The organism is Labilithrix sp. (assembly GCA_019637155.1).
Lineage (GTDB): Bacteria > Myxococcota_A > Polyangia > Polyangiales > Polyangiaceae > Labilithrix.
In genome coordinates this window covers 56,948-70,668 of the sequence record JAHBWE010000022.1, presented here as the reverse complement: position 1 = coordinate 70,668, position 13,721 = coordinate 56,948, and the positions used below count along the sequence as shown (strand labels likewise).

13 protein-coding genes are annotated in these 13,721 nt (G+C 70.8%); 8 read left to right on the top strand and 5 right to left on the bottom strand.

The features are described from left to right. Nucleotides 1-15: 15 nt before the first annotated feature. Nucleotides 16-1,461: a hypothetical protein gene (locus KF837_37290; GenBank protein MBX3233039.1), complete on the bottom strand. Its 1,446-nt coding sequence runs from the start codon at nt 1,459-1,461 to the stop codon at nt 16-18. Further along, complete coding sequence (locus KF837_37285) at nt 1,458-4,145, bottom strand: MMPL family transporter (protein MBX3233038.1); 2,688 nt, start codon at nt 4,143-4,145, stop codon at nt 1,458-1,460. Before KF837_37285 ends, KF837_37290 begins: the two co-directional genes overlap by 4 nt. Nucleotides 4,146-4,192: 47 nt before the next feature. Here KF837_37285 and KF837_37280 point away from each other — a divergent pair, with 47 nt between their 5' ends. Then, entirely contained in the window at nt 4,193-4,672 is a 480-nt protein-coding gene (locus KF837_37280) for a hemerythrin domain-containing protein (protein MBX3233037.1), read from the top strand. 45 nt (nt 4,673-4,717) lie between these two features. On the opposite strand, the gene KF837_37275 is transcribed toward KF837_37280, so the two are convergent. Then, nucleotides 4,718-6,292: a hypothetical protein gene (locus KF837_37275; protein MBX3233036.1), complete on the bottom strand. Its 1,575-nt coding sequence runs from the start codon at nt 6,290-6,292 to the stop codon at nt 4,718-4,720. A gap of 619 nt (nt 6,293-6,911) precedes the next feature. On the opposite strand from KF837_37275, the gene KF837_37270 reads away from it, so the two are divergent. The 5 genes from KF837_37270 to KF837_37250 are packed head-to-tail and all read left to right on the top strand — an operon-like array spanning nt 6,912 to nt 11,258. Further along, a complete protein-coding gene (locus KF837_37270; protein ID MBX3233035.1) occupies nt 6,912-7,256 on the top strand; it encodes a hypothetical protein in 345 nt (114 codons plus the stop codon). A 39-nt stretch (nt 7,257-7,295) separates the two neighbouring features. Further along, a complete protein-coding gene (locus KF837_37265) occupies nt 7,296-7,508 on the top strand; it encodes a hypothetical protein (GenBank protein MBX3233034.1) in 213 nt (70 codons plus the stop codon). 54 nt (nt 7,509-7,562) lie between these two features. After that, nucleotides 7,563-8,789: a TIGR04013 family B12-binding domain/radical SAM domain-containing protein gene (locus KF837_37260; protein MBX3233033.1), complete on the top strand. Its 1,227-nt coding sequence runs from the start codon at nt 7,563-7,565 to the stop codon at nt 8,787-8,789. Further along, nucleotides 8,786-9,973, top strand: a complete 1,188-nt coding sequence (manA, locus tag KF837_37255; GenBank protein MBX3233032.1) for a mannose-6-phosphate isomerase, class I — start codon at nt 8,786-8,788, stop codon at nt 9,971-9,973. The genes KF837_37260 and manA overlap by 4 nt, the downstream gene beginning before the upstream one ends. Nucleotides 9,974-10,001: 28 nt before the next feature. Further along, entirely contained in the window at nt 10,002-11,258 is a 1,257-nt protein-coding gene (locus KF837_37250) for a PrsW family intramembrane metalloprotease (protein ID MBX3233031.1), read from the top strand. On the opposite strand, the gene KF837_37245 is transcribed toward KF837_37250, so the two are convergent. Next, entirely contained in the window at nt 11,255-11,470 is a 216-nt protein-coding gene (locus KF837_37245) for a hypothetical protein (GenBank protein ID MBX3233030.1), read from the bottom strand. The two genes, KF837_37250 and KF837_37245, sit on opposite strands and share 4 nt — an antisense overlap. Before the next feature lie 85 nt (nt 11,471-11,555). Here KF837_37245 and KF837_37240 point away from each other — a divergent pair, with 85 nt between their 5' ends. Next, nucleotides 11,556-12,002 carry a hypothetical protein gene (locus KF837_37240; GenBank protein MBX3233029.1) on the top strand — a complete coding sequence of 149 codons (447 nt, stop codon included), beginning with the start codon at nt 11,556-11,558 and terminating at the stop codon, nt 12,000-12,002. 15 nt (nt 12,003-12,017) lie between these two features. Then, nucleotides 12,018-12,815 (top strand): prepilin peptidase, encoded by a 798-nt coding sequence (locus tag KF837_37235; GenBank protein MBX3233028.1) that lies wholly within the window; start codon nt 12,018-12,020, stop codon nt 12,813-12,815. Between the two features lie 72 nt (nt 12,816-12,887). Here the strand turns inward: KF837_37235 and KF837_37230 are convergent, their stop codons facing one another. Continuing rightward, on the bottom strand, nt 12,888-13,703 hold the full coding sequence (locus KF837_37230; protein MBX3233027.1) for a hypothetical protein: 816 nt from the start codon (nt 13,701-13,703) through the stop codon (nt 12,888-12,890). Nucleotides 13,704-13,721 lie beyond the last annotated feature (18 nt).

Genomic DNA, 13,721 nt, shown 5'->3' with positions numbered 1-13,721 from the left:
AGGTTAGCACTCGCGTCAGCGATCGAGGCGGTAGAGGCTGCGGTAGTGGACCTTGCGCAGCGGCGGGCGCGCGGCGGCGTTGTACGCGTCGACCCAGCGCATCGCACGGGCGCGCCACGCGGGGTCGGCGTAGCCGGGGAGCTCCGAGTAGACGAGGACCGCGCGTTCGTCGAGCGAGGTGCCGGTGGTGAGGATCGGGCGATCGGCGATCAGCCACGTGCGCGCCTCGCGCGCGTCGAGCCGGCGCACGATCTCGGCCGCGTCCGCCTTCTCCACGTCGTAGACGCGCGGCCGGAACGGCGGGAGGTTCAGGTCGATCTCGGGGAGCGCGACGGCGTGGAAGTCGTCGCCCAGGTGCTCGTGGACCCAGCGCGTGAACCGCACGTGGGTGTGCCAGCCGAGCGGCACGAAGGCGAGGAGCGCCATCATCGCGGTGCTGTAGACCGCGAGCGGCTTCAGCCAGCGCCCCGGCTTCGTCGTGAGCGACACGAGCGCGACGACGAGCACCGCGACCGGGAAGAGGAAGCGCTCTTCCTTGTGCGCGATCAGGTTGTGGACCACGACGAACGGCAGCGTCGCGGCGGTGAGCGGATGGCGCAGGTTCCGGCGCCACGCGACGGCGACCGCGATCATCACCGCGACGACGACGGGCAGGAACACGTTCGCAGGCGTGAGCCAGAGATAAGAAAATGGCGGATCGGTCCCGAACATGCCCGCCGCGCCTTCGAGGAGGTTCGCGCGGAAGTAGGTCCAGGCGGGGAGCTCCCACGCGCCGTAGCCCCAGCGATCGGCGAGCGCGCCGAGGACCACCGCGCCGAGCCCGCCCGGCAAGAGCAAGAGCGCGCGACGCCGCGCGACGACGCCGAGCCACGCCGCGATCCCGAGCGACGCGAACGCCGTCTGGAAGCGCAGCTCGAACGCGAGGCCGAGCAAGAACCCGCCGAGGACGGCGCTCCGCGGCGGGAGCGGCGCCGTCCAGCGCGCGCCGTCGCGCGTCGCCCCCGCGAGGAGCACCGCGAACCCCGCCGTGAGCGCCGCCATCGACGCGCTCTCCGACGACGTGCGCACGAACAGGTACGGGAAGAACCCGAGCAACGTCAGCACGCGGACGTGGAACCGCTGCTCGCGCTCGCTGCCGAGCCACGGGAGCGTGGTGCGCAAGAGCAACGCGAGCGCCCCGACGTTCGCGAGGCCGGTGACCAGGCGCGCGACGAACGCGAGGCGGAAGGTGTCACGGACGCCGAGCGCGGTCGCGACGCAGTAGTAGAGGAAGGGCTGGAGCCACGGCCGCAGCCGCTCGACGTGCTCCCACGGGAGCGGCTCGCCGATCTCGCCGAGCTTGAAGCGCACCAGCTCGAGGACCTGGAAGTACTCGTCGACGTGGAAGTACGCGGCGCTGAAGTACGCGGTGACGCAGGTGACCCCGAGCGTGACGGCGAGGTACGGCCGGGCTCGGTTCACTTGGAGGCGTGCTTGCTCAGCCCGAACAGATGCAAGAGCGACGGCAGGAAGAAGAGCGCCATCACGACGCACGCGATCTCGCCCCACATCGCGAGCCGGCCGAACGACTGGAGGGCCTGGTTGTCCGAGAACAACATCGAGCTATAGCCGATCGTCGTCGTGTAGCTGCACAGCGCGACCGCGCCGCCGCTGCGCGAGACCGCAGAGGTGACGTCGCCCTTCAAGAGGCGCGTGCGATCGAACACGTTGAACGGGTATTCGCAGCCGATGCCGAACGTGATCGGCAGCGCGATGAAGTTGAAGAAGTTGAGACGCATGTCGTAGTGCGCGGCGAGGCCGACGAGGCACGTCACGCCCATGAAGAGCGCGAGCAGCGTCGCGAAGGAGCCGACCCGCGATCGCGTCGCGAGGATGACGACGATCGTCACCGCGAGGAACGACGCGCCGGTCGCGAGCGGGCCGTCGCGCTCCATCGAGCGGATCATCTCCGCGAAGATGGTGGAGCGGCTCGCGGTCTGCACCACGGTGCCGTTGTCGAGGCGGACGTTGTCGGTCGTCTTCGCCATCCGGAGGAGGTTCTTGCCGTTCGAGAACGAGACGCCCCACTTGTACTTGATGTACATGAGCGTCCCGATCTTGCCGTTGTTCTCCTCGAACCGGCGGCGGATGAGCGGCGGCAGGTCCTTCGGCTCCACGACCGCGAGGTCGTCGGGCGGCTTCATCTCGGTGAGGCGCATCCGCTCCTCCGGCGAGACGTCGTAGAGGACGCGCGGCGTGAGGCGATCGCGGATGCGGTCCAGCACCGCGAGCTTCTCTTCTTGCTCCTTCTTCGTGCCGGGGAGGAAGTGATAGACGGAGATGATCTCCTCGATGAGCGCGCCCTCCGGGTCGGCGCGATCGGCGGCGAGGATCTTCTGTTCGAGCTCGGGGACCTGCTCTTCGCTGTCGGCGAGGATGAGGACGCCGGAGATGTTCTGCTTGCCCTTGAAGACCTCGTTGTCGGCCTTGACGCTCCACGCGCCGGGGCCGGCCGCCTGCTTCGACGAGCGTGAGCCGAGCTTCGAGAAGTTGTACTCCCATGGGTCCTTCAGGAAGGTGGGGACCTTCGCCGCGCACCACAGCGTGAAGGCGAGCGGGACGATGACGAAGAGCTTCGGCCACCGCTCGGTCACGCGCGCGATGCCGCGCATGATCGGCCCGCTCGATCCGTCGTGCGCGACGGACGACGTCGGATCGCGGAGGAACGGCGGGAGGCGCTCCTGGAGCCACTCGATGACGACGATGAGCGCCGGCACGACCGGCACGATCGCGGCCCACACGAGGATCATGCCGACGAACCCGATCGTGCCGAACTGGCTGAAGCCGCGGAACTGCGTGATCGTGAGCGAGCCGTACGCGATGCTCGCGACCGACGCGCCGACGAGCTCGGCGCGGAACGCGTTGAGGACCGCCTCGCGGCGCGCCTCTTCCCGCTCCATCCCCCGCGCGCGGAACTCGCGATAGCGCGACAAGAGGACGATCGGGTAGTTGATGCCGTTGCCGAGGATGATCGCGCCGAGGAACGCGCCCGGCGTGTTCACGTAGCCGAACGTCGCGGTCGCGAACGCGTACGCCGCGCCGACGCCCATCAGCGCGGGGATCGAGATGACGACGAGCGACCACGGCGAGCGGTAGTAGACGACGATGCCGGCGAGGATGAGGAGGAAGGCGATGCCCGACGCCCACGCCGCCTCGCTCAGCGTCGACTCCTTCTCCGCGACCGCGTTCGGGATGTCGCCGGCGAAGCCCACCTTCATCTCGGGGTGGAAGCGTTCGGTGATCTTCATGTCCGCGATGCGCTTCGTCATGTCCTGGAGGAACAGGTCCCCCGTGTAGCCGCCGGTGCCGGAGGCGTTGGACACGATGCGGACGACCATGATCGTGCCGGCGTCGTTCGCGAAGTAGCCGGTCGGGAAGTCGTCGAACTTCTGCCCCGCGTTCTTCCAGCGCGAGTAGTACTTGTCCATCCCGAGCGTGAGATGGGGGTTCGCGGCGGGCTCGGCGGGCGCGCCGGCGTCGGCGGCGGGTGCGGGCGGCGGCGGAGGTGGGGGGGCGGCGGCGCCGGCGCCTCCGGGGGGGCCGCGCGCGGACGGCGCGTCGTCGACGTCGAGCCGCTCGACCGCGCCGCTCCGGTAGGCGATCTCGTGGTCGAGCGTCTCGTCGGCCTCTTCGAGGTCGCTGATCTTCGCGTAGAGCCACTTCCGCTCGTCGAAGAACTTATGGAGGTCCTTGGTCCCTTTCTCGACGTAGGAGATGAAGTCGGGACCGCACGCGGCCTTGCACGCGCCGTCGTCGGGGCCGCACGCGGCGACGCACTCTTTCCGCTTCGTGGCCTGCTTCTCGAGGTCGCCGGAGATCTCGTCGACGAACTTCTCGTTCGCGGCGCGATCGGGCGACTCGACGACGACGAGGAAGGTGGCGCCGCCGCCGACGCGCCCGAGCTGATGCTCGAAGGCCTTGAAGCCGGGGGAGTCGCGCGGGAGGAGCTCGAGGAAGTCCGATCGCAGCTCCAGCTTCCGCGCGTAGCTCCACGAGCCGACCATGAAGATCAGCGCGAGGGCGAGGACGAGGGCGGGGCGGCGTCCGGCGGCGTCGACCAACCCTCCGACGATGCGGCGGAACATGGCGTACAAGGAAGCGGACACCGGGTGTGAGACTTTTTCCTTACCACGAATTCGGCTACGCGAAGCTCATGCCCCGTGACGAAGCGATCGATCCCTTTGCTCAGCTCGAACGCTGTCACCGGCGCCTCGAGGAGGCCTGCGCCGCGCTCGGTGAAGCGGTCGACGCCCACGACCTCGAGACGGTCGCCGACGTCGCGGCCTTCTTCGCGCGCCAGATCAAGCGCCACGAAGACGACGAGGATCGCTCGCTCTTTCCGCGTCTGCAGGGCCGCCCCGAGCTCGCCGCCGACCTCGCGCGCCTCACCGACGAGCACGTCGAGCATGGGAAGCTCCAGGTCCGCCTCGACGACGCGGTCGCGGGCCGCCTCGACCCGAGCGCGGACCTCTGGAAGGAGCTCGGCGCCGTCGCCGACGCGCTCATCCGCGCCTACCGCGCGCACATCGACGTCGAGGAGACGCGCATCTTCCCCGCCGCACGCGCGACCCTGGGCCCGACCGACCTCGCCGCCATCCGCACGGAAATGGACGCCCGCCGCGGCCGCACGTGATCGCGCTGCTCGCGGGCGGCGGCGCTGCTCGCCGACGCGTGCCGCCTACTTCTTCCGGACGCTGTAGATGCCGACGGCGGCGAAGATGAGCGCGAGGCCGACGATGATGTAGAGCCAGGGGATCCCCTTCTCTTTTCGCGGCGTCCGCGCCGTCGTCGCCATGCGCGCGTCGCGCGGGTTGACCTGCTGCGCCTCGGCCGCGGCCTTGGCCTTGGTCATCAGCTGCGGCTGAGACGGGTTTTTCGCGAAATCCGTCGACGGCGTCGCCGCGGCCTTCGGAATCACCGGCTCCGACGTCGCCGTCGCGGGCGACTTCTCGATCGGGATCGTCTTGGTCTTCGGCGCGTCCGCGGCCGCGGGCTCGGCCTTCGCGGGCTCCGCCTTCGCGGGCTCCGCCTTCGCCGGCTCCGCCTTCGCGGGCTCGGGCTTCGGCGCCGGCTCTTCCTTCGGGGGCTCGGCCTTCGCCGCGGCGGGCTCAGGCTTCGGCTCCGGCGTGGGGACCGGCGTGGGCGCCGGCTTCGGGATCTCCGCCGCCGCGGGCTTCGGAGAGGGCGTGGGCGCCGGCTTCGGGATCTCCGCCGCCGCGGGCTTCGGGGTCGCGGCCTGTGCGGCCGGCTTCGCCTCGACCTTCGCGGGCTCCGCCTTCGCGGCCGCCGGCTTCGGCTCCGGCGTGCGCGCCGCCGGCTGCGGCACGGTCTTCGGCTCGGGCGCGGGCTTCGCGGCGACGGGCTTCGGCTCCGGCGTCTTCGGCTTCGACTCCGCCGGCGCGGGGGCCGCCTTCGCCCTCGGCGGAGGCTCGGTCAGCGGGCCGGTCGCGAGCCAGCGCTCGTGCGTGACGAGCGCGACTTTCTTGTTGCCGACCTCGAGCTCGAAGGGGCCCTGCGAGACCTTCTTCGCGTCGCCGTAGAGCGGGATGTCGACCTTGCGGTCGTTCGTGTCGCCGATCTTGGTCGCGATTTCCTGGAGGAACGGCGTGTATTTCTCGGACGCGGCGAGGAGGCCCTTCAGCTCCTTCTCGAAGGCGTCGAGATCGATGTCCTGGAGGCCGCTGCCGTCCGCCGCCGCGCGCGGGAGGGCGTGCCCGAGCTCGAGCGAGAGCTCGGAGACGCGGTCCTTCGAGAGCGATCGCACGAGCCGGTCGACGAGGCCGTCGAGGACGCGCTCGATCGCGGCGTTGTCCGCGCGGTCGCCGAGCATGGCGCCGACCGCCGCGACGAGGTCGCCCTCGATGCGGATGGGCTCTTCGCCGCCGCCCTCGGCCAGGTAGTAGAAGCTGCTCGTCACGCGATCGGCGCCGACCGTGTGCACGCGGATGCCGGAGTCGACGAGCTTCTGCGTGAGGCGGCTCGACACCGCGACGAGGGGGCTCTTCTGCGCCGCCTGGTGGGCGAGCGGGTACTTGCCGGTCGGGATCTGCTCGACCGGCATCACGATTTTGGCGTCGCGCTTGACCGAGTCGGTGATCGCATCGCGGGCGACGACCGACACCTCGGTCGACCACCCGAGGACGCCACGCGGGATCATCCACCCCGCGGCGGGGCCGAGGTGGGCTACGAGCCGCGCGCGCTCGTCCTCTCCCACGAACAACACGCCGGGAAGGGCCAGGGAAGGGCTCGCCATGGAGTCGCCCGAGGCTACTCGCAACGCCGCACCCCACGCAATGGCGGACTCACACTCAACGTCGGGGGCTTCGCCCCCGACACCCCCACCCCAGACACGGCCCTCGCGCGGAGCGCTCGGGGCGCTTCGCGCCCGCATTCGCGGCCGCTTCTGGGGCCCCGGGCACGCGCGGCTTCGCTGTCGGTACCCGACCCATGCTCCGCGATCGTGCGCTCGGGGCGCTTCATGACCGTCGGCGCGGCCGCTTTCGCGCGCACGCAGCCACGCGCATAGGGCCCCGGGCACGCGCGGCTTCGCTGTCGGTTGCCCAACAAGGCACCGCATGCGCTCGGGTCGCTCGTTGCCGCGCTTCTGCGGGTTTGGGCGTGCACGCGGCTCGACATCGATTCCCACCCAGACGCGGCGCTCGGGCGTTCGCGGCCCGTGGCGTGGCCGCGACGAGGGGCGCCGGGTTGCACATCCAGATGTCGCACTCGCGCTGCGCGCTCGGGACGGGACCGTTGGCGCGGCTTCTTGGGTCCAGTTGCACATGCGACTTTGGACCCGAGGCTCCACCTCAGAGACGCACGCGCGGGCCACGACGTTGAGGATTCTGAGCTTTCGGACTATGAACCGTGGGGTGCTGCGCTCGACCATGCAGAGGATCGCGACGCCGACTGCGATCCTCGTCGGTCTCTCGGATGATCTTGCCGAGATGTGCCAACAGGTGCTTGCCGATGGCGCGATTCGGGTCCTTCGCGTCGGGCATGTCGCCGCGGCGGCGGAGCGGATCCCCGTGACGATGCCGCAGCTCATCGTCGTGAGCACGCTGATGCCGGCGCACGAGTTCGACACGCTGAACGATCGCTGCGTCGCGGTCGGCGCGGAGGTGCTCCGCATCGATCCGGACACGAGCGACCGCGCCACGGCCGCGCTGGTGCGAACGGCCGCCCGCAACGCGCTTTTGAAGGCGCTCGGCAGCTGATTGGGCTCCCCGCGGGCCCGCGTGGTAGGTTGATCGGCGATGGTCCCGGGCTCCGAGCGTGTCCCCTGTCCTTCCTGCGGTGGCGCCGGCGGCGGTCCGTTCGGCCGCGCCGGCAGCGCGTGGGACGACGAGGAGTACGTGTGCCCGCGCTGCGAAGGCCAGGGCATGATCGAGGTCGGCGTCGAACGCCCCGGCATCGTGAAAGCCGCCACGTCCGCGACCGCCGAAGCCGAGCGCAAGAAGACAGGCTGAGGCGTGACGCCGATCCTCGCGCATCACGTGCGGTCGGGGACCGTCGCGTTGAACGTGGTCACGGCCGCGCTCGACGCAGACCCCCACACCGCCGGCAGCCCGATCACCTTCGCAAAGAGCACGAGCGAGCTCATCACCGCAATCCGCGCAGCCGCGACGCAAGCGCCCGGCGCCGCGGGTCGCGCCGGGCGGCCGCTCGTGTTGTGGTCGTTTTACTCGCCCGACTTCGACGAAGCGGCGAAGGAGCTCGCCGCGGTGCGGGCGGCGACGGGAGACGCCGCGCTGCACGTCGCCGGCGGTGTGCACGCGACGGCGGAGCCGCTCGCCACGCTCCACGCGGGGTGGGACCTCGTCGCGATCGGCGAGGGCGAGCACACGATCGTCACCCTCGTCGACGCGCTGAACCGCGGCGTCGAGCTCCGCGGCTTCACCGGCACCGCGTACCTCGACAAAGGACGCCTCGTCTCGCACGGCCCCGGCGAGCGGCATCCGCTCGACGCGTACCCCGCATTCAATGCAAGATACAAGAAGTGGAACGCGCTCGAAATCACGCGCGGTTGCGTCTACGCGTGCTCGTTCTGCCAGACGCCGTACATGTTCAAGGCGCGGTTCCGCCATCGCAGCATCGAGAACGTGCGCGCGAACATCGACCAGATGGCGCTCTCCGGCTCACGCTTCGTGCGCTTCCTCACGCCGACGTCGCTCTCGTACGGATCGGAGGGCACGGAGCCGAACCTCGCCGCGGTCGACGCGCTCCTCCGCACCGTGCGCGAAGGCGCGGGCGCGGAGGCGAAGATCTTCTTCGGCACCTTCCCCTCCGAGATCCGCCCCGAGCACGTCACCGTCGAGTCGCTCGCCGTCCTCGCGCGCTGGGTCGACAACAAGACGCTCGTCATCGGCGGCCAGTCCGGCTCCGATCGCGTGCTCGAGGCGACGCGACGCGGCCACACCGTCGACGACGTGATCCGCGCGGTGGAGCTCACGGTCGCGGCGGGGTTCCAGCCCGACGTCGACTTCCTGCTCGGCCTCCCCGGCGAGACCGAGCCCGACCGCGTCCTGTCGATGAAGCTCGCCGATCGCCTCGTCGGTATGGGCGCGCGCATCCATTCGCACGCCTTCATGCCGCTCCCGGGCACGCCGCTCCGCGACGCCGTCCCCGAGCCGATCGAGCCCAGCATCGAGCACGCGATGCAGCGACTCGAATCGAAGGGCAAAGCCTACGGCCAGTGGCGCAAGCAACTCATCACCGCCAACCACCTAGTCCGCGCCCGCGCCCGATGACCGCCGTGGACCTCCTCGACTGCACCGTGATGCCGTACGCGTGGGGATCGCGCACCGCGATCGCCTCCCTCTCCGGGCGCGCCTCGCCGAGCGACGGTCCCGAGGCGGAGCTGTGGATGGGCGCCCATCCCGTCGCCCCGTCGAAGGCTTCGCGCGACGGCGTGAAGCACACGCTCGACGCGATCATCGCGCGCGAGCCCGAGCGCGAGCTCGGCGCCGCCGCCATCCGCGCGTTCGGACCGCGCCTCCCCTTCCTCTTGAAGGTGCTCGCCGCGAGCGAGCCGCTCTCGCTCCAGGCGCACCCGACGATGGAGCAAGCGAAGGCCGGCTTCGCCGACGAAGAGGCGCGCGGCGTCCCCCGCGAGGCGGCGCACCGCAACTACAAGGACCCGTCCCACAAGCCGGAGCTCCTCTGCGCGCTCGGTCCGTTCGACGCGCTCTCGGGGTTCCGCGCGATCGACGCGACGATCGCGCTGTTCGATCACCTCGCCGTGCGCGCGCTCGACGGCGCGCTCGCGCCCCTCCGCGCGGCGCGCGACGCGAAGGGCCTCGCCGAGACGTTCCGCCTCCTGATGACGATGCCCGCCGAGAAGCGCGCACCGATCGTCGAGAGCGTCGTCGCGGCGTGCAGCCTGCCGTCGCCGAAGTTCCCGCGCGAGCGCGCGCTCGCGGAGCGCCTCGCGAAGCTCTACCCCGGCGACGTCGGCGTCGTGAGCGCGCTCCTCCTCGAGCTCGTGCACCTCGAGGCCGGCGACGCGATCTACCTCGATGCGGGGAATCTGCACGCATACGTCGAAGGCACCGGCGTCGAGATCATGGCGAGCTCCGACAACGTGCTGCGCGGCGGGCTCACGAAGAAGCACGTCGACGTCCCCGCGCTGCTCCGATGCCTCGACTTCGAGGCCGGCCCGGCGAAGGTGCTGCGCCCGCGCGAGGTCGACGCGTGCGAGCACGTCTACGACACGCCCGCGAAGGAGTTCCGCCTCTCCCGTATCGTGGTCTCCGCGCCGGTGGTGCGGACCACGTTCGGGCCGGAGATCCTCCTCACGACCGAGGGCTCCGTCAGCGCCGGCCACGTCGCGGCGCCGCGCGGCGCGGCGGTGTTCGTGCCCGCCGCGACGGGTCGCTACACGCTCGGCGGCGACGGCGTGGTGTTCCGCGCGACGACGAACCTCGCGCCTTGAAACGCGTCTCGCGTTAGGCTCCCCCCCGATGGCCGCCGTTCCGCACGCGAGAGATCAGGAGAAGACCCGCCGCACGATCGGCATCGCCATCTACGTCATCGGGATGTTGCTCGGAGGCGGCCTCCTCGTCCTGATGCTCTTCGTCCCCGCGCTCTTCTCGAAGCACGCGGACGTCGAGCTCATGTCGCTCTTCCTCGGCGCGCTCTTCGCGGTGCCGATGCTCGCGATCTACCTCTGGATCCCGTGGATCGTCGACCGCTACGACCCCGAGCCGGCGTGGGCGCTCGCGATGACGCTGGCGTGGGGCTTCATCGCCGCGTGCGGCTTCTCCGCGCTCGTGAACACGATGGTCGACGCGATCGGCACCGCGATGTTCGGCAAAGGCGCGGGCGACGTGCTCTCCGCCTGCATCAGCGCCCCCGTCATCGAAGAGTTCACGAAGGCGTTCGCGATCTTCTTCATGTTCTATTTCATGCGCCGCGAGTTCGACGGCGTCGTCGACGGCGTCATCTACGCCACGTTCGCCGCGCTCGGCTTCGCCGCCTGCGAGAACATCCTCTACTACGGCAACGCGGCGAAGGCGGAGATGCTCGCCGGCAAGGAGGGCGCGTTCCTCGGCACCTTCTTCGTCCGCGGCATCCTCGCGCCGTGGGGGCACCCGCTCTACACGTCGATGACCGGCATCGGCTTCGGCGTCGCGCGCGAGACGAACAAGACGTGGCTCAAGTGGCTCGCGCCGATCGGCGGCTACTGCTTCGCGATGTTCCTCCACTCGGTCTGGAACACCGCCGCGACGCTCTCCGGCAACCTCGTCGCGCTGATGCTGCCGCTCTGGTTCCTCTTCGTCCTCGCCTTCTTCGGCCTCGTCATCTACCTCGTCATCCGCAAGGGCCGCATCATCCGCGACCACCTGAAGGACGAGGTCCTGATGGGCAACCTCACGATGTGGGAGGTAGAGCTCATCACCTCGCCGGTCGGCCGCTGGCGCGCGACCTTCGGCTGGGGCGGCGCGGCCGGCCGCAAGTTCATCGACACCGGCGCCCGCCTCGCGCTCAGCAAGTGGCACACCGGCCGCGCGACGCAGGGCCGGAAGCTCACCGTGAGCTCCGACATGATCTACCCGCTCCGGCAGGAGCTCGCGAAGCTCCGCGCCGAGGTCTCCCGCAAGCTGGGCCGCCCCGTCCCCCAGCCCCAACCCTGGCAACCCGGCCAACCCAACCCGTGGCAGCCGCAGCCGCAACCGCAGCAGTGGCAGCAGCAGCCGCAGCAGTGGGGCCCGCGCTAAGACGCGCGGCGATCGGCGGTCAGCTTCTTCAGCTCGTCGACCGAGGAGGCGATCACGCCCGAGCGGTGATGGGCGGTCTTGTGCGAGCCGCAGACGGTGACGCGCTCGCCGTCCTGGAGGCGCGTGAAGGAGAGGACGCGCGCGTCGACCTCTCCGCAGACGGCGCACGAGGTGGAGGCGGGAGAGCGACGATCCGAGCTGGCGTTACGCATGCGCCGAAGGTGCGCCGCTCGCGCGCGAACGGCCAAGTTTTCCGGCCGGGCTTGCTCTCGGCGCGTCGCACCCTACGTTGAGAGAGTGAAGCGCGACAGCGATCGGCCGACGGCGTTGAACAGCGCAGACCCGATCAAGAACTTCACCCTCACGACCGACGAGCGCATCCGCGCCCTCACGATCGGCGTCCCCTCCTGGGCGGCGCGGAAGCGCAAGATCGAGGACGACGAGGCGCGCCACGTGAAGGAGCTCGTCGAGCTCTACGACACGCTCGTCGCGAAGAAGAAGACGCTCCAGCAGATCGAGCTCGGGCTGATCTCCGCCGCCACCGCGCTCGACCTCGACAAGCTGAACGCGCTCGTCGACAAGCACAACAAGTACTACCCGATCGAGGCGAACCTCCCGATGGAGCGCGCGACCGGCGCCTACCTCGTCTACGGAAAGCGCTGGGAGCCGGAGCCGCTCTACACCCCCGCCCGCCTCGTCGGCCTCGCGCGCTCCGCCATCCTCGCGCGCGCTCGACGCGGGTAGCGGTAGCATGGGCGCGTGCTCCTGCTCGTCGCCGCGCTGATCGGAGCCGTCCTCGGCGCCCTCGGCGGGAAGCTCGCCGACTACCTCCCGACCCGCTACGAGATCACGATCCACGCGCCGGCGGCGGCGCGCCAGCGGCGGAACGCCGTGCTCGTCGTGCTCTCCGCCCTCGTCGCGGCCGGGATCGCGCATCTCCTCGCGGAAGCGACCGCGGTCGCGGCGTGGCACCGCGGCGTGCTCTTCGGCGTCAACGTGCTGCTCGCGGTCGCCGTGCTCGTCGCGGCGGCGATCGACCACGAGCACATGATCCTCCCGAACGAGCTGACCTTCGGCGTCGCGATCGTCGCGCTCCTCTCGTCGCCGCTCCGCCACGTCGGGATCGCCGGCGCGATCGCGGGCGCGGTCCTCGGGCTCGTCATCGCGCACGTCCCGAAGGCGATCTACAACCGCCTCCGCGGGATCAGCGGCGCGGGCACCGGCGACACCAAGCTCGTGATCGCGGCGGGCGCGTGGCACGGGCCGGAGGGCGCGATGTTCGTGCTCGTCGCGGCGGCGCTCCAGTCGGTGCTCGTCGCGCTCGTGATGCGCGCGCTCGGCGTCACGTACGCGGTGCCGGAGAGCGTGCGCGCCGACATCGCGAAGCTGCGGGCGGCGGCGGAGGCGGGCGACGAGGAGGCGAAGGCGGTCCTCGCCGACGATCCGATGGCGGCGGAGGAGATCGACGGAGCGCTCGGCATGCGCGTCCCGCTCGGCCCGTTCCTCGTGCTCTCGTGCCTCGAGGTCCTCTTCCTGCGCCGCTGGCTTTTTGCTTGAGAGGGGTTTCTCCGCGCGCCGGGGGCGCGCTCCGACGCCCCCGGACCCCCCGCAGAGGGAGCCCACCGGGACTCAGAACACCTCGCGTGAGAGCTCGAGGTCGCCCTCTTCGCCGTTCGGGCGGGCGAACTTGCCGCGGAGCTGGAAGCCGTCGAGCCGCGCGTCGGAGAGGCGGACGCGGGCCTGCCCGTGGACCGCCATCGTCATCCCCGAGCTCGTGCTCCGCGCCTCGAGCGTGACCTCGAAGAACGCGTGCGTCGCGTCGGCGCGCGTCAGCACCGCGGTCCCGCGCTCGTGCGACCAGTGACGCGGGTGGAGGATGCGCGTGATCGCGGCCGCGAGCGCGTCGCGGCTCTCGCCGATGCGCATCGCGTCGTCGGGGAGCACCTGATCGACCTGCGCGCGCGTCCCGAGGTCCGGCAGCACGTCGGTCACGCGCGCGATCTCGTCCGGCGACGGGACGAACCCCGTCGTCGCGTCGACGACCGCGGGCGACTCGACGCTCACGACGTACGCCTTCCCGTCGATGACGGTCGCGGAGGGCTGCCCCATCTCGAAGGTGAGGTTCTTCGTGAAGTCGATGCGGACGCGCGACGGCGCCGGACCGAGCACGGCGAGCACCTCGATCGTGTACTCCGACTCGTAGACCGTCGTCTCGAGCTCCTGCTGCGGGTTCCGCCAGCTGCTCTTCGCCACCACGCGCGTCCGGAGACGCTGGCCGACGCGCGCGTTCTCTCGCCCGAACCTGACACCGCCGCGCTCCTCGCGCGGGGCGGCTGCGGCATCGCCGCCCAGCTTCGGGACCTCGAGCGCGGCTTCGGCCGGCTTTTTCGGCTCCGACGCGCACCCGGCGAGGGCGACCAGCGCGAGCACCACGGATTTTCTCATCGGCCGGCGCTCATTTCG